Source organism: Pseudonocardia aurantiaca (assembly GCF_039526725.1).
Lineage (GTDB): Bacteria > Actinomycetota > Actinomycetes > Mycobacteriales > Pseudonocardiaceae > Pseudonocardia > Pseudonocardia aurantiaca.
Map to the genome: position 1 here is coordinate 975,907 of NZ_BAAAJG010000008.1, position 15,431 is coordinate 991,337.

At 72.5% G+C, this 15,431-nt stretch carries 14 protein-coding genes; 5 read left to right on the forward strand and 9 right to left on the reverse strand.

The window, feature by feature from the left end:
* Positions 1–5: 5 nt before the first annotated feature.
* Complete coding sequence (locus tag ABD143_RS14595) at positions 6–587, forward strand: M23 family metallopeptidase (protein WP_343977140.1); 582 nt, start codon at positions 6–8, stop codon at positions 585–587.
* Between the two features lie 205 nt (positions 588–792).
* On the opposite strand, the gene ABD143_RS14600 is transcribed toward ABD143_RS14595, so the two are convergent.
* The 4 genes from ABD143_RS14600 to ABD143_RS14615 all read right to left on the reverse strand — a co-directional run bounded on the left by ABD143_RS14600 (position 793) and on the right by ABD143_RS14615 (position 4,628).
* On the reverse strand, positions 793–1,413 hold the full coding sequence (locus ABD143_RS14600) for a YesL family protein (protein ID WP_343977143.1): 621 nt from the start codon (positions 1,411–1,413) through the stop codon (positions 793–795).
* Positions 1,410–2,312 carry a carbohydrate ABC transporter permease gene (locus ABD143_RS14605; protein ID WP_343977146.1) on the reverse strand — a complete coding sequence of 301 codons (903 nt, stop codon included), beginning with the start codon at positions 2,310–2,312 and terminating at the stop codon, positions 1,410–1,412. Before ABD143_RS14605 ends, ABD143_RS14600 begins: the two co-directional genes overlap by 4 nt.
* On the reverse strand, positions 2,312–3,241 hold the full coding sequence (locus ABD143_RS14610) for a carbohydrate ABC transporter permease (protein ID WP_343977149.1): 930 nt from the start codon (positions 3,239–3,241) through the stop codon (positions 2,312–2,314). Before ABD143_RS14610 ends, ABD143_RS14605 begins: the two co-directional genes overlap by 1 nt.
* A gap of 70 nt (positions 3,242–3,311) precedes the next feature.
* Complete coding sequence (locus tag ABD143_RS14615; protein ID WP_343977152.1) at positions 3,312–4,628, reverse strand: ABC transporter substrate-binding protein; 1,317 nt, start codon at positions 4,626–4,628, stop codon at positions 3,312–3,314.
* 185 nt (positions 4,629–4,813) lie between these two features.
* On the opposite strand from ABD143_RS14615, the gene ABD143_RS14620 reads away from it, so the two are divergent.
* A complete protein-coding gene (locus ABD143_RS14620; RefSeq protein ID WP_343977154.1) occupies positions 4,814–6,151 on the forward strand; it encodes a Gfo/Idh/MocA family protein in 1,338 nt (445 codons plus the stop codon).
* Positions 6,152–6,191: 40 nt separating this feature from the next.
* Positions 6,192–7,643 (forward strand): glucuronate isomerase, encoded by a 1,452-nt coding sequence (uxaC, locus tag ABD143_RS14625; RefSeq protein ID WP_343977156.1) that lies wholly within the window; start codon positions 6,192–6,194, stop codon positions 7,641–7,643.
* Positions 7,644–7,745: 102 nt separating this feature from the next.
* Here uxaC and ABD143_RS14630 read toward each other — a convergent pair whose 3' ends face one another.
* Together ABD143_RS14630 and ABD143_RS14635 are read right to left on the reverse strand one after the other, a co-directional pair.
* A complete protein-coding gene (locus ABD143_RS14630; RefSeq protein WP_343977158.1) occupies positions 7,746–9,269 on the reverse strand; it encodes a mannitol dehydrogenase family protein in 1,524 nt (507 codons plus the stop codon).
* On the reverse strand, positions 9,269–10,252 hold the full coding sequence (locus tag ABD143_RS14635) for a LacI family DNA-binding transcriptional regulator (protein WP_343977160.1): 984 nt from the start codon (positions 10,250–10,252) through the stop codon (positions 9,269–9,271). Before ABD143_RS14635 ends, ABD143_RS14630 begins: the two co-directional genes overlap by 1 nt.
* Before the next feature lie 125 nt (positions 10,253–10,377).
* Between ABD143_RS14635 and ABD143_RS14640 the strand changes: the two genes are divergently transcribed.
* Both ABD143_RS14640 and ABD143_RS14645 read left to right on the forward strand, forming a co-directional pair.
* Positions 10,378–11,121, forward strand: coding sequence for a sugar phosphate isomerase/epimerase family protein (locus tag ABD143_RS14640; protein WP_343977163.1), 744 nt, complete (start codon positions 10,378–10,380; stop codon positions 11,119–11,121).
* Positions 11,118–12,221 (forward strand): Gfo/Idh/MocA family protein, encoded by a 1,104-nt coding sequence (locus ABD143_RS14645; RefSeq protein WP_343977165.1) that lies wholly within the window; start codon positions 11,118–11,120, stop codon positions 12,219–12,221. The genes ABD143_RS14640 and ABD143_RS14645 overlap by 4 nt, the downstream gene beginning before the upstream one ends.
* A gap of 18 nt (positions 12,222–12,239) precedes the next feature.
* On the opposite strand, the gene ABD143_RS14650 is transcribed toward ABD143_RS14645, so the two are convergent.
* From ABD143_RS14650 to ABD143_RS14660, 3 genes are read right to left on the reverse strand one after another with little or no spacing between them, the layout of a single operon-like run.
* Positions 12,240–13,076, reverse strand: a complete 837-nt coding sequence (locus ABD143_RS14650) for an alpha/beta fold hydrolase (protein WP_343977168.1) — start codon at positions 13,074–13,076, stop codon at positions 12,240–12,242.
* Positions 13,073–14,410 carry an O-acetylhomoserine aminocarboxypropyltransferase/cysteine synthase family protein gene (locus ABD143_RS14655; RefSeq protein ID WP_343977171.1) on the reverse strand — a complete coding sequence of 446 codons (1,338 nt, stop codon included), beginning with the start codon at positions 14,408–14,410 and terminating at the stop codon, positions 13,073–13,075. The genes ABD143_RS14650 and ABD143_RS14655 overlap by 4 nt, the downstream gene beginning before the upstream one ends.
* A complete protein-coding gene (locus ABD143_RS14660; protein WP_343977174.1) occupies positions 14,407–15,426 on the reverse strand; it encodes an isopenicillin N synthase family dioxygenase in 1,020 nt (339 codons plus the stop codon). Before ABD143_RS14660 ends, ABD143_RS14655 begins: the two co-directional genes overlap by 4 nt.
* Positions 15,427–15,431 lie beyond the last annotated feature (5 nt).

Below are 15,431 nucleotides of genomic sequence, written 5' to 3' on the forward strand. Positions count from 1 at the left end.
CCACCATGACCATCACGCGCACTCTCTCGCGGGCTGTTGCGACCGCTGCCGTCCCGGCCACCATGATCTTCCTCCCGCCGCCAGCATTGGCCGACGGCGGGTACGCGACGCACCAGAGCCAGTCGTCGTGCAACTACAGCGAGGATCAAGAAAATTGCGCCGACAACACCGGGAACGGCGACGCCGCCCAACACGTTCGCGGCGTGGCGAAATTGCCCGTGGTCGGGCGCATCACCTCACCGTTCGGGCCCCGGTGGGGGAGGTTCCACTACGGCATCGACATCGCCGCCAGGAAGGGAACGCCGATCTTGGCGGTATCCGGGGGGAAGGTCGTGGAATCCGGTCCGGCAGCCGGATTCGGAATGTGGGTCGTGCTTCGTCATTGGGACGGCACGACGTCCGTCTACGGACACATCAACCGAAGCTTCGTGGACGCGGGGGACAGCGTTTCTGCCGGAGAAAAGATCGCCGAGGTGGGCAGCCGCGGAAACTCGACCGGGCCGCACCTGCACCTCGAGATCTGGGACGAGGACGGCACGAAAGTCGATCCGGCCCGCTGGCTCCGCCGGAACGGCGTGAAGATCTGATCAACCGGACGACCGGCCCCCGCGGGGCGAGGGGCGGTCAGGCGGGTCGCGCTAGGAGGGTCCTGAACGACTCCGCCCGTAGCGAGCGGCGTCCAGGTGGGTGCATCGCAAGGCGGACGATCGGGCCGATACCGCTGTTGTATCGGCCCGATCGTCCAACGCCGCGAGGTGCCCGCCTGGGCGACGCGCAGTAGGGCCGAGTTGTTCAGGGCGCTCCTGGGACCAGCGCCCGGTGCACCGCGTGCAGGGCCAGTACCAGCAGCGCGGGCAGCAGGAGCACCGTTCCAGGCAGCAACACCGCGAGCAGCCCCGCCACCAGCGTGACGCCGAGCGCCGCCCCGCCGGCGGCGGGCCTGCCCAGCAGGGCGTGCCAGCCGCCGGTCACGGCGGTGCGCCAGGTGCCGCCGCCCGCCAGCCGCGGCACTGCCAGCAGCACGACGGTCAGCAGCACCGCGGCCGCCGCCAGCAGCGCGACGAGCACGGGCGAACCCCCCGGTACGGCTCCGCTCGCGAGCCACTGCACCTGCCGGACGACCACCAGCGTCGCCAGCCCGCCTGCCGCGCTCGCCACCGCGCCCGGCGCCAGGCGCCGCACGAACTCCGCGCCCATGTCCCGCAGCGGCGGGAGGTCGTCGTGGTCGATCCAGTGCGCCACGACGGTGGAGAGCGTGGCCACCACGGCGCCGACGGTCAGCACGGGGAGGCAGAGCACCGTGGCCACGATGCCGAGCAGGCACAGCTCCGACACCCGGCGCGTCTGCTCCTTCCACCCGCGCCCCGACCCCGTCGGCTCCGGCGCCCGCCGCCGAAGCGCCCGCGCGGTCATCCCTTGATCCCGCTCGTGTTGATCCCGTCGACGATGAGCCGCTGGAAGAACAGGAAGAACAGGAACACGGGCACCAGCGAGAGCACCGACATCGCGAACATCGGGGCGACGGCGTTCTGGCCGCTGGAGTCGAGGAACAGCCGCAGGCCGATCGGCACGGTGTAGCTCTCCAGGTCGTTGAGGAACACCAGCTGGGAGAAGAAGTCGTTCCAGGTCTGGATGAACGAGAACACCGCCGTGGTGACGAGCGCGGGTTTCGTCAGCGGCAGCACGACGTGGAAGAACCGGCGGTACGGCCCGCAGCCGTCGATCTCGGCCGCCTCGTCGAGCGTGCGCGGGATGCCGCGCATGAACTGGACCATGAGGAAGACGAAGAACGCGTCCGTGGCGAGGAACTTCGGCACGATCAGCGGGAGCGGCGTGTTGATCCACTCCAGGCTGTTGAACAGCACGTACTGCGGCACGATCAGCACGTGGTGCGGCAGCAGGAGCGTACCGATCATGAGGGCGAACCACACCCCGCGCAGCGGGAACCGCAGCCGCGCGAACGCGAACGCGGCGAGCGCGCACGACACCACGTTCCCGATCACCACGCCCACGGCGACGACCGTGCTGTTGAGGAAGAACCGGCCGAACGTGATGCCGGGGATGCCCGACCAGCCTTCGGCGTAGTTGCCCGGGGTGAACTCCTCGGGCCAGATGTTGAGGTTGTTGAGGATCTCCTGCGGTGACTTGAGCGAGGTCCCGAACATGTAGGCGATCGGATACAGCGCGACCACCAGCAGCGCGATCAGCACCACGTGCGCGGCGGCACCGTCATACCAGCGGCGCCGTTTGGTCGCGGGCCGGGGCGTCTCCAGGTTCGGCGACACGGGGGCCACGGCGGTCGGCACGCCCATCAGCGGTCCCCCTCGTCGGCGTAGTGGACCCAGAGCGATCCGCTGCGGAACACCAGCGCGGTCACGATGCCCAGCGCCACCAGGAACACCCAGGCCATCGCGGACGCGTAGCCCATCTGGAAGTCGCCGAACCCGCGCAGGTACAGATAGAGCGTGTACAGCAGGGTGGAGTCGGCAGGGCCGCCGGTGCCGCCGCTGATCACGAACGCCGCCGTGAAGCCCTGGAAGCCCGCGATCGTCTCCAGCACGAGGTTGAAGAACAGCACGGGCGAGAGCAGCGGCAGAGTGACGTGCCAGAACTGCGTGAACCGCCCGGCCCCGTCGAGCGCCGCGGCCTCGTACATCTCCGCCGGGATCTGCTTCAACCCGGCCAGGAAGATCACCATCGGGGCCCCGAACTGCCACGCGGCGAGCAGCACCAGCGTGCCCAGCGCCGTGGACGGGTTCGTGATCCAGCTGCGGCCCGCGATGCCGAAGAAGCCGAGCACCTCGTTGATCGCGCCGCCCCCGCCGAACAGCGTCTGCCACACGATCGCGATGGCGACGCTGCCGCCGAGTAGCGACGGCACGTAGTAGAGCGACCGGTAGAGGCCCATCCCGCGCCGGTTGCGGTAGAGCAGCAGCGCGACGCCCAGCGCGACCGCGAGCTTGAGCGGTACCGAGACCAGCGCGAACAGCAGGGTGGCCCGCACCGAGTTCCAGAACTGCGGGTCGTCGGTGAACATGCGGACGTAGTTCTCCGCACCCACCCACTCGGGGTCCTGCAGCAGGTCGTAGTCCGTGAAGCTCAGGTAGAGCGAGTACAGCATCGGCAACAACGTGATGCCGAATAGTCCGAGCAACCACGGGCTGAGGAAGACGTAACCGGCCACGGCCTCCCGCGTGCGTTCCCGCCGGTTCCCCCGACCGGCCCCCGGGCGGTCGGCCACGTCAGTAGCCGACCTCCGAGCCGACCTCCGGGTCGTGCCGTGCGCTGTATTTACCACTGGGCTGCTCCGATCAGCTCGCGGCGCGCTCGAGCTCGCCCGTGACCTGTGCGACGAACTCCGCAGCGGCGTCGGCAGGCGACTGACGGCCGAACCCGGCGTTCTCCGCGGATGCCGCGAGCAGCCGCCCGACCTGCGAGTCGCCCTGCGCCGGTACCGGCGGGGTGTTGCCGGCCTGGCCGACGACGCGCTCGTCGAAGGCGAGCACGTACTTGAGCTGGTCGTCGAACGACGGCGAGATCACGTCGCGCACCTGCTGGTTGGGCGGCAGGCCGCGCTCGGTGCCCAGGATCGCGCCCGCCTCGGGGTCGTTCGCGAAGAAGTTGATGACGTCCACGGCGGTGCCCACGTTGTCGCCGTGGGCGTAGGCGGTGAAGAACTGCGACGGCCGGGCGTACGCGCCCTTCCCGGGCCCGGGAAGGGGCACCAGCACCAGCTCGTGGTCGGTGCCCTTGGTGAGCTCGGTGAGCTGGTTGTCGTAGTTGAAGGTCACCGCGGTCTGCTTGGTGAGCACGGTGTTCTTCGAGATGTCACCGCCGTTGGACGGCTGCGCGACCTCGGCGGGCGAGGCAGCGCCGGTCGCGCGGAACCCGGCCCACATCTCGAACCACTTCGTCACGTCCTCGACCGTGAAGCCCGGCTTCTGGCCGTCGTAGAGCTCCTTGCCGTTCTGGCGCAGCCATGGCTCGAAGACGCTGATGTTGGCGCTCTCGTCGCGGGCGGCCCACGGCGCCCCGCCGGTGGCCTTGGTGACCTGCTCGGCCCAGGTGCCGAACTCCTCCCAGCTGGCCCAGCCGGTCTCCGGCGGGAGCAGGCCCAGCGGCTCCACAACCGTCTTGTCCACGACGAAGGACATCGTGTTGGACGCGAGCGGCACCGCGTAGAGCGCGTTGTCGACCTCACCGGTGCCCATCAGCTTCGGGTCGATCCCGTCGGTCTTCAGCGTGCCGCCGACCCACGGCCCCAGGTCGGCGATGAGGCCCTTGTTCGCGTACTCGCGCAGCACCCGGTTGTCGATCTGGATGATGTCGGCCGCGTTGCGCCCCGCCGCCGTGGTGTTGACCTTGTCGTAGTAGCCGGAGTAGCCCTGCCACTGCGTGGTGAACGTGACGTTCGGGTGCTTCTGCGTGTAGAGGTCCAGCACCTTCTGCGTGAGCTCGGCGCGCGCGGGGCCGCCCCACCAGGTCACCGCCAGCTGTACCGGCTGGTCGGTGACGGGCGGGGCGCCGGCCTGCTGCTCGGCGCGCGAACCGCCGCCACCGCAGGCCGCGGTGGCCAGGAGCGCCAGCGCGGCAGCGGCGGCGGGTAACCACCTACCGGTACGAGTCATGAGGGAACTCCTTCGGTCTCTCACTGTCGGCTGCCGCTGTGGCCAGGGGCACACCGCTGCGTCGCGCACCATTACGTCAAGGCGGGAGCCTCACGTCAACAACTCCTTGCGGAAATTTTCAGGCGTTTGCATCATGGAGCTGCGTGACCGCAATCGTTTGCAGGTCGTCGACAGCAGGGAGACCCATGGCTGTGTCCCGTCCCCGCCACGCCATCGTCGGACTCGGCAGCAGGGCGCAGATGTTCGTCCGCGCCCTGGCCGGCACCCACGCCGAGCACAACGAGCTCGTCGCCTTCTGCGATTCGAACCGGACGCGGATGGAGGTGCACAACCGGGCGGTGCAGGCCTTCGGCCTCCCGCCCGTGCCGACCTACGCGCCCGCCGACTTCACGGCGATGCTGGAGCGCGAGCGCGTCGACCGGGTCGTCGTCACGACGATGGACCGCACGCACGACGAGTACATCGTCGCGGCGCTGCGGGTCGGGTGCGACGTGGTCACCGAGAAGCCGATGACCACCGACGCCGAGCGCTGCGAGCGCATCCTGGCCGCGCAGGCCGAGACCGGGCGGGACATCACCGTCACGTTCAACTACCGCTACAACCCCGTGCACGCGAAGGTCCGCGAGGTGATCGCCTCCGGAGCGATCGGCGAGATCGGGTCCGTGCACTTCGAGTGGCTGCTCGACACCCGCCACGGCGCCGACTACTTCCGCCGCTGGCACCGCGACAAGGCCAACTCCGGCGGGCTGATGGTCCACAAGGCCACCCACCACTTCGACCTGGTCAACTGGTGGATCGCCTCCTCGCCCGAGGTCGTGTTCGGCCTCGGCAAGCTCTTCTTCTACGGGTCGGACAACGGCGCGCAGCGCGGGATCGCCCGGCCCTACGCGCGGGCGCACGGCGCCGACGCCGCGTCCGGCGACCCGTTCGCGCTGGACCTGGCGGGCTCCCCCACCCTGCGCGCGCTCTACCTGGACGCCGAGCACGAGGACGGCTACCACCGCGACCAGAACGTCTTCGGCGACGGGATCACCATCGAGGACGACATGACGGTGGCGGTCCGCTACCGCAGCGGCGCGACGATGAGCTACCACCTCACGGCCTACTCGCCGTGGGAGGGCTACCACGTGGCGTTCAACGGCAGCGCCGGGCGGCTCGAGCTCGACGTCGTCGAGAACTCCTTCGTCGACCCGGGCACCGCAGGCAAGGCGCCCGGGGAGGCGCTGCACGGCGTCGAGGGCACGCCGGACCGCTCGTCCCGGCTCACGGTGCGCCGGCACTGGGAGAAGCCCGTCGAGCTGGACCTGCCCGACACCAGCGGCGAGGGCCACGGCGGCGGCGACGCGCGCATGCTCGCGGACATCTTCGGCCCCAGAGTCGATGGCACGGCACGCCCCGTGGACCCGCTCGGCCGCGCGTCCAGCCATCGTGATGGCGCGTTGTCGCTGCTCACCGGCCTCGCGGCCAACCGCTCCTTCGAGACCGGCCTGCCCGTGCACGTCGACGACGTGCTCGCGCTCTGAGCCCCGACCCATGACTGGATCGCCCGTGCCTGGATCACCCGTGCCTGGATCACCTGAGCCTGGATCGCCTTCGCGCCCCCTCGAGCTCGACGACGACCGCATCCTGCCCACCGAACCCACCGTGCGGGCGATCGCGCGCGAGATCTTCGCCGCCGTCCGCGACCTGCCGCTGATCAGCATGCACGGGCACGTCGAGGCGTCGGTGCTCGCGCACGACGAGCCGTTCCCCGACCCCGCGCAGCTGCTGGTCGTGCCCGACCACTACGTCACCCGCATGCTGGTCTCCCAGGGCGCCCGCCTGGAGGACCTGGGCGTGCCCCGGCGCGACGGCGGCCCCGTCGAGCGGGACGGGCGCACGATCTGGCGCCTGTTCTGCTCGGGCTGGCACCTGTTCCGGGGGACGCCGTCGCGGTTCTGGCTGGAGCAGGAGCTGCACGATGTCTTCGGGGTGCGGGTACAGCCCTCCGCCGAGACGGCCGACGCGATCTACGACCAGATCCTCGACTGCATCGGCCGTCCGGATTTCCGGCCGCGGGCGCTCTTCGACTCGTTCGGCCTGGAGATCCTCGCCACGACCGACGCGCCGGCGAGCGCCCTCGACGACCACGCGCTCATCGCCGCGTCCGGCTGGGGCGGCGTGGTGGTGCCGACGTTCCGCCCGGACGCCCTCGTCCACCTGGCCCGGCCGACGTGGAAGCAGGACGTCGAGGAGCTCGGCGCGGTCGCCGGGCGGGACGTCAGCGGCTACGCGGGCTTCCTCGACGCCCTGCGGCAGCGCCGGGAGCACTTCGTGCGGCTCGGCGCGCGGGCCACCGACCACGGGCACCTCACCGCCGACACCACACCGCTGGAGCGGGTAGACGCCGAGCGCATCTACGCCGCCGCGCTCTCGGGCGCCGTCACGCCGGCCGAGGCGGAGGCGTTCGCCGCCCACATGCTGTTCGAGATGGCCCGCATGAGCCGCGACGACGGGCTCGTCATGCAAATCCATCCGGGGGTCCTGCGCAACCACGACCCCGCGGTGCACGAGCGCTTCGGCCCGGACAAGGGCTTCGACATCCCGCAGCCCGTCGACTTCGTGCGCGGTCTGCGGCCGATGCTCACCGCGTTCGGCACCGACCCCGGGTTCCGCTGTGTCGTCTTCACCGTGGACGAGACGACGTACTCGCGCGAGCTGGCGCCGCTGGCGGGCGCGTACCCGGCCATGCGGCTGGGTGTGCCGTGGTGGTTCCTGGACAGCCCGCTGGCGATGCGGCGCTTCCGGGAGGCCGTGACCGAGACCGCGGGCTTCTACAACACGGCGGGGTTCGTGGACGACACCCGGGCCTTCGCCTCGATCCCCGCGCGCCACGACGTGGCCCGGCGCGTCGACAGCGGGTTCCTCGCCCAGCTCGTGGCCGAGGGCCAGCTGCGGATCGACGAAGCGATCGAGACGGCGGTCGACCTCACCGTCACTATCCCGCGGGAGGCCTACGCGCCGCGGGGAGCGTGAGTCGGGCCCGGACGCCGCCTGCACCCGAGCGTGTGCTCGATCTCGCCGCCGCAGTCGGCGTGCTCGGCGAGGCGGGGCGGTCCGGCGGGCTGACGGGACGCGTCAACGGATTGCATCCCTGGTGGCCGCGGCCACCCCTTCCGCGGTCAGGCGCTCGAGGCCGTCGACGACCAGCTCGCGGAACACCGGGTCGGCGGGAAGCTCCGGGCCGAACACCTCCTGGAGCGACAGCAGGGCGTCCGCCACGGCGGCGGGGGTGTCCGCTGCCGCCGTCAGCTCGCCGAGGCGGCCGGCCAGCGGGTCGTCCACGGGGAGGGGGCTGCCGTCCTCCGCCTGCGCGGTGGAGACGTACCGCATCCAGGCCGCGACGCCGAGGCACGCGAGCCGCGGGCGGGCGCCTGCCGCGAGCCGGTCGGCGATGGTGCCGAGCAGGCGCTGCGGGAGCTTCTGCGTGCCGTCCATCGCGATCTGGACCGTGCGGTGGCGGAGCGCGGTGTTACGGAACCGGTCGAGCAGCTCCCGCTGGTAGGCGGCCACGTCGAAGCAGTCGGGCACCGCGAGCGTGGGAGCGACATCGTCGGCCATCAGGTGCGCAACCACGGCGGCGATGCCCTCGTCGCGCATGGCGTCGGCAACGTGCGCGTGGCCGGCCAGCGCGCCGAGGTAGGCGAGCGTGGAGTGGCTTCCGTTGAGCAGGCGCAGCTTCATCGCTTCGTACGGCGCCACGTCGGCGGTGAGCACGACCCCCACCGCGTCCCAGGCCGGGCGCCCGGCCGCGAAGTCGTCCTCCACCACCCACTGGCGGAACGGCTCGGTGACCACGACCCCCCGGTCGTCGAGCCCGAGCAGCTTCGCCGCCTCGACGCGGTCGTCGTCGGTGGTGGCGGGGACGATCCGGTCCACCATCGAGGACGGGAAGCGCACCGACTCCGCGATCCACTCGGCGAGCTGCTCGCCCTCGGCTGTCGGGAGGGCGGCGCAGAAGTCGGCCACCAGGTCGCGGAGCACGGCGCCGTTGGCCGGGAGGTTGTCGCAGGACAGGAGCGTGATCGGGCCTGCGTCGGCGGAGCGGCGGGCCTGCAGCCCGCGCACGAGCTGCCCGACGACCGTGCGTGGTGCTCTTCCCGCCAGGTCGGCGGCCACACCGGGATCGGCGAGCCGCAGCCGGCCGGTGGCCGGATCGTGGCGGTAGCCCTTCTCCGTGACGGTGAGTGTGACGATCCGGGTGGCCGGCGCCGCGATCGATGCGGTCAGGCGCTCGCCCTCCTCCTCGGCGAAGAGCAGGTCGCGCACCGCGCCGACGACCCGCAGGCCGGTGTCAGTGCCGGTGTCAGAACCTCCATGTTCCAGCACGGAGTACAGCCCGTCCTGCGGGCCGAGCTGTTCCAGCACGTCGCGGCTGCGCTGGGTGACACCGCAGATCCCCCAGTCGCCCCCGGCGGCGGCCACGGCGTCCTCGGTGAAGACGGCCTGGTGGGCGCGGTGGAAGGCGCCGATCCCGAGGTGGACGATGCCGACGCCGAGCGAGCGGGGGTCGACCCGCGGGCGCCGCTCGGGGTCGACCTGCGCCAGCGAAGCCAAGCTCAGTCGTTCGGAGAACCCGCCTCCGCGGGAAGGTCTGTCCATCACCGCACCTCCGCGGGCGGCGTGGTCGTCGAGCGGACGATCAACTGGGTCGGCAGCCACCGCTGCAGCTCGCTCTCCGTCGTCTGCTCGTCGAGCAGCATGTCCACGGCGGCCCGCCCGGCCGCCTCCATCGGCATCCGCACGGTGGTGAGCGGCTCGGGCGTCATGCCCGACATCTCGATGTCGTCGAAGCCGACCACACTCATGTCCCGCGGCACGGCGACGCCGCGGGCGGCGAGCCTGCTCAGCACGCCGAGCGCCATGAGGTCGTTGAACGCGAGCACGGCCGTGACGCCGCGGGCCAGCGCGAGGTCGGCGGCCTGCACGCCGCCCTGGAACGTCGGCGGGAACGGACCCAGCTCCACCGCCTCCACGTCGTTGGCGGGCGCGGCGGCGCGCAGCCCGCGCAGCCGCTCCTTGCCCGCCCAGGACGTGGCCGGCCCAGCAAGGTGCGCGACGCGCCGGTGCCCGAGCGCCCCGAGGTGCTCCACGGCCTGCCGGACGCCGTCGGCGCTGTCCATCAGCACCGAGGGCACGCCCTCGACATCGCGGTTGAGCAGCACCAGGGGCGCGATGCCGGCGAGCCGTTCCAGCTGCGCCAGGTCCTCCCGCGGCGAGCACAGCACGATGCCGTCCACCTGCTTGGCCATCGCGCCGACGACCTCCGCCTCGACCCGAGGATCCTCGGCGGCGTCGGCGAGGAAGACGACGTGGCGCGCCTCCCTGGCCCGCGCGGCGCACCCCTTCAGCACCGCGGAGAAGAACGGGTTGGCGACGTCGGGGACGACCACCCCGATGTTGCCGGTGCGCCCGGTGACGAGACCGCGGGCGGCGCGGTTGGGCTGGTAGCCCAGCTCCCCCGCCACCTGCAGAACCCTGCGCCGAGTCTCGGGGTGCACCATCTCGGGCACCGTGAACGCCCGGGAGACGGTCGACACCGAAACCTCGGCGCCTCTGGCCACCTCGTGGATGGTCACCGCCATCGGCTCACCCCTCGGATCATGCGTCAACTCTGCAAACCATTGCAGAGTTAGTCAAGCAGCTCGCATGTCCAGAAGGGTGGGACAGCGCTTGCCGTGCCGCCCGCCAGGTGGTGATGTTCCGGCATGTGACCGCAGCCCTGTCTGTGCAGCTCTACACCGTCCGTGAGGCGCTCACGGAGGACCTGCCGAGAACGCTCGACCGGCTCGCCGCCCTCGGGTTCACCCATGTCGAGCCGTACGCCCTCACCCGGTACGGCGCCGCGCTCGGCTCGGCGCTCGCCGCCAGCGGGCTCTCCGCCCCCACCGCCCATCAGCACTTCGTCGGCGAGGACGACGCCGAGGCCGTGTTCGCCGCGGCCGCCGGGCTGGGGGTGGGGCTGGTGATCGACCCGCGCGTCGACCGCTCGCGCTGGGGGTCGGCGGCGGACGTCGAGGCGATCGCCGCGGACCTCAACGCGGCCGCCGAGCTCGCCGCGAAGCACGGCGTGCGCGTCGGCTACCACAACCACGCCCAGGAGCTGGAGATCGTCCTCGACGGAACCACGGCGCTGGAGGTGCTCGCCGCACGGCTCGCCGACGGGGTCGCGCTGCAGGTCGACGTGTACTGGGCGGCGGTGGGCGGGCAGGACCCGGTGGCGCTGCTGCGGCGGCTGGGCGACCGGGTGGCCGCCATCCACGTGAAGGACGGGCCGGCGACCGCCGACCCGCAGGACCAGGTGGCCGTCGGCCGGGGCCGCCTGCCGATCCGCGAGATCATCGCGGCCGCCCCGCACGCGCTGCGCGTCATCGAGCTGGACGACACGCGCGGCGACCGGTTCGAGGCGATCGCCGACAGCCGGGCGTGGCTGACCGCCGAGGGGCTCGCGTGACCAGCGGCCCGGTGGGCGTCGGGGTGGTCGGCGCCGGGGTGATCAGCACCCAGTACCTGCGCAACCTCACGAGTTTCCCCGATCTCGACGTCCGCTTCGTCGCCGACCTCGACGAGGAGCGGGCGCGCGAGCGGGCCGCCGAGTTCGGCATCCCCGCCGGTGGACCGGTCGGAGCGCTGCTCGCCGACGACGGGGTCGAGATCGTCGTCAACCTGACGGTCCCGGCCGCGCACGTGGACGTCGCGCTGCGCGCGGTGGCCGCGGGGAAGCACGTCTGGAACGAGAAGCCGATCGCGCTGGACCGCAAGAGCGGCCGTGAGCTGCTGGAAGCGGCCCGTGCCGCGGCGGTGCGGGTGGCGGCGGCACCGGACACGTTCCTCGGACCGGGCATCCAGACGGCCCGCCGGCTCCTGGAGTCGGGTGCGATCGGCGCGCCGCAGAGCGTGCTGACCCTCATGCAGAGCCCGGGCCCCGAGTCCTGGCACCCCAACCCCGACTTCCTGTTCCAGGACGGCGCGGGCCCGCTGCTCGACATCGGCCCCTACTACCTCACGACGCTCGTGCAGCTGCTCGGGCCGGTCGCGCGGGTGCTGGCCGTCAGCTCGCAGGCGAGACCGGTCCGGACGGTCGGCACGGGCCCCCGCGCGGGCCAGCGGTTCGAGGTGACCGTGCCGACGCAGGTGAGCGCGATCTACGAGCTCGCGGCCGGAACGAGCGCGGTGGCCGTGTTCAGCTTCGACTCGGGCCTGCGGCGCAGGCAGTTCGAGGTGACCGGTGCGGATGGCACGCTCGTGGTGCCCGACCCGAACACGTTCACCGGTGACGTGCTGCTGCACCACCTCGACGGCGAGGTCGACACGATCGAGGCGGCCGCGGCCCCCAGCACGCGCGGCACCGGCGTGCTGGAGCTCGCCCGCGCCGTCCGCGCCGGGCGGCCCGAACGAGCCTCCGGCGAGCTGGCGTTCCACGTGCTGGACACCATGCTCGCCACGATCGAGGCCGCCGAGCGCGGCACGCCGGTCGACGTGGCGAGCACCGTGCAGGTGGCGCCGGTTCTGCCGGAGGGCTGGGATCCGCTGGCCCGGACGCTGTCCTGCTGAGCCGGCGACGGGCCCCGTTCAGGCGCCCGACACCTGGGCCGCGAAGCGCAGCAGCTCCGCGTGCACCTCCTTGCGGTCCAGCTCGTGCAGCACGTTGTGCCGGTCCTCCGGGTACACGACGATCCGCGCCCGCGGGAGCCGCTCGGCGACCTCCCGCGCCTCCGAGGCCGGGGCCATGTCGTCGTCGGCGCCGTGCAGGAGGAGCACCGGCAGGTGGTCGAGGGCGCCCTCCCGCACGAGCGCGCGGGTGCGGGCGCCCGCCGCGGTGAGTGCCGCGAGGGTCTGCGGGCGCAGCCCGCCGTCCCAGACGAGCGGGTCGTCCCGCACGCGCTGGGCCTGCTCCGGGTCACGCACCAGCTCGCTGGGGTCCTTGCGCAGGGCCATCGGGTCCACCCCCGAGGCGAGCAGTGCCGCGAGGCCCTCTCCGGCGCCCAGCAGCGACGAGCCGGAGAGCACCAGCCCGGCCACGTGGGCAGCCGGGTCCACGCCGCTGGCCACCCGGATCTCCCCGACGAGCAGCGCTGCGACCGTCGCACCGAGCGAGTGCCCGACCACCACGATCGGCACCCGCGGCGACGTGGCGGACGCCTTCAGGAGCAGCGTCTCCGCGTCGGCCACGAGATCGTCGATCCGCTCCACGAGCACCCGCTCGCCGTCGCTGCGGCCGTGCCCGGCCTGGTCGGGGACCCACGTCTCGACACCCGTCTCCGCCGCGGTCTCGGCCAGCTGGGCGTACTGCCTGCCGTGCTCACCGAGCCCGTGCAGCAACAGGAGCTGCGCTGCCGGCCGTCCGTTCGGCGTCCAGCGCCGGTACCGGACCCGCCCCTTCCGCCCCGTGAACCAGTCCTCGATCACGTCACTCCTCTCGCGTCCTGCCCACCCGGCGACGACGGCCCGAGGGCCGCTCGTAGATCGGCGAGCAGGTCGTCGATCCCTTCGATCCCGACCGACAGCCGCACCAGCCCGGGGCTCACCCCGGAGGCGCGTTGCTGGTCGGGGTCGAGCTGCGCGTGGGTCGTGGATGCGGGGTGGATGGCGAGACTGCGGACGTCGCCGATGTTCGCGAGGTGGCTGAACAGCCGCAGGCCGTCGACGACGGCCCGGCCGGCGCCGAGCCCGCCGTCCACCTCGAACGCGAGCACGGCCCCGGCGCCGAGGGGCAGGTAGCGCTGCGCCGCCGCGTGCCACCGGCTCGACGGCAGCCCCGGGTAGTGCACCCGCAGGACGCGGGGGTGGCGCTCCAGCCACCGAGCCACCGCGGTCGCGTTGGCTACGTGCCGGGCGAGCCGCAGGTCGAGCGTTTCGACGCCCTGCAGGAGCAGGAAGCTGTTGAACGGCGAGACGGCGGGGCCGAGGTCGCGCAGCAGCCGGGTGCGCAGCCGCATCGAGAACGCCAGACCGTCGGCGTGGAACGCGTCCCAGAACGAGAGCCCCTGGTAGGTGGGGTCGGGAGCGACGAGACCGGGCCAGCGCGACGGGTCGGCGCCGAAGTCGAACCGGCCGCCGTCCACGACGATCCCGCCGATCGCCGTGCCGTGCCCGGCGAGGAACTTCGTGGTGGAGTGCACCACCACGTCGGCGCCGTGCTCCAGCGGGCGCAGCAGGTACGGGGTCGGCACGGTGTTGTCGACGACGAGCGGCAGCCCGGCCTCGTGCGCCACCGCAGCGACGCCCGCGATGTCGAGCACGTTGCCCAGCGGGTTGCCGACGGTCTCGCCGAACAGCGCCCGCGTCCGGGGCGTGATGGCCGCGCGCCAGGCCGCGAGGTCGTCCGGGTCGTCGACGAAGGTGACGCCGATGCCCAGGTCGGCGAAGGTGTGGGCGAGCAGCGTGTGCGTGCCGCCGTAGAGAGCCGCGGACGCCACGACGTGGCCGCCCGCCTTCGTGAGGTTGAGCAGCGCGAGCGCGGTGGCGGCCTGCCCGCTCCCCACGGCGACGGCGGCGCTGCCGCCTTCGAGCGCGGCGATCCGCTCCTCGGCCACGGCGGTGGTCGGGTTGGACAGGCGCGTGTAGGCGTGTGCGGTCAGGTCACGCAGCGCGAACGCGTCGGCGGCGTGCGCGGCGTCGGGGAACGTGTATGAGGTGGTCTGGTAGACCGGCACCGCTCTGGCCCCGGTCGCCGGGTCCGGCGCTGCCCCTGCGTGCAGCTGCCTGGTGGCGAACGACCACCTGGCGGGAGCGGCCGTCACGCGCGCCGGGCCAGCACGTCCGCCCACCACTTCTCGGCCACGCGCGGGTGCGAGCGCAGCCAGCCGACCACGGCGTTCTCCCCGAACGCGGCGTGGAGCGGGTTGTCGGGGTCGTCGCTCACACCCTTCGCCTCCGCCGCGAGCGACGGCGGCAGCCGCAGCGGCTCCACCACGGCGTCGAGGCGCGGGCCGAGGAAGAACGGGATCGAGAACCGGTCCACGCCGACGGGCGGGCTCACGACCCGGTGCCGCGTCGCCGTCAGGTAGCCCTGGGTGGCGATCTCCAGCATCTCGCCGATGTTCACCACGAAGCTCCCCGGCACCGGGGTGGCGTCGATCCAGCCGCCGTCGCCCGCCTGCACCTGCAGCCCCCCGACCTCGTCCTGCTGCAGGAGCGCGAGGTAGCCGTAGTCCTTGTGCACGCCGACACCCTGGTCGTCCACCGGCGTCTTCCGGCCCGGGTACCGCACGATCTTGACGTGTAGCGACGACTCCTCGTCGAACCAGGCGTCGAAGTAGCTCTCCTCCTGCCCGAGCGCGGCGGCGAGCGCGCGGAGCACCTCGCGGCTGACCCGCAGCGCCTCGTCCTGCCAGGTCAGCACCGCGTCGCGCAGGCCGGGCCGCGCCGAGGGCCACTGGTTAGGGCCGACCAGGCGCATCCAGTCCGGGTCGCCGGGGCCGGCGTCGATCGGCACCCGCTCCGGCCCGATGTCGATCTGCTCCCGCCAGTCGGCTGCCCCTGCCGTCTGCTCCGTGCCGACGCGTGTGTAGCCGCGGAACTGCGGGGAGTGGATGTTCTCGATCTCCAGCCGGTCCGCCACCGGCAGCGCGAAGAACTCGCGCGCGGCGGCCATGATCCCGTCGGTGACCCCGGACGACACGCCGTGGCCGGTGACGTAGAAGAACCCGACCTCGTGCGCCGCGTACCGCAGGTCGGCGAGGAACTGCTCCCTGTCGGCGTCCGGGTCGCGAAAGCGGGACAGGTCGACGATCGGCAGGGACCGGGTCTCGGTCATCGGCT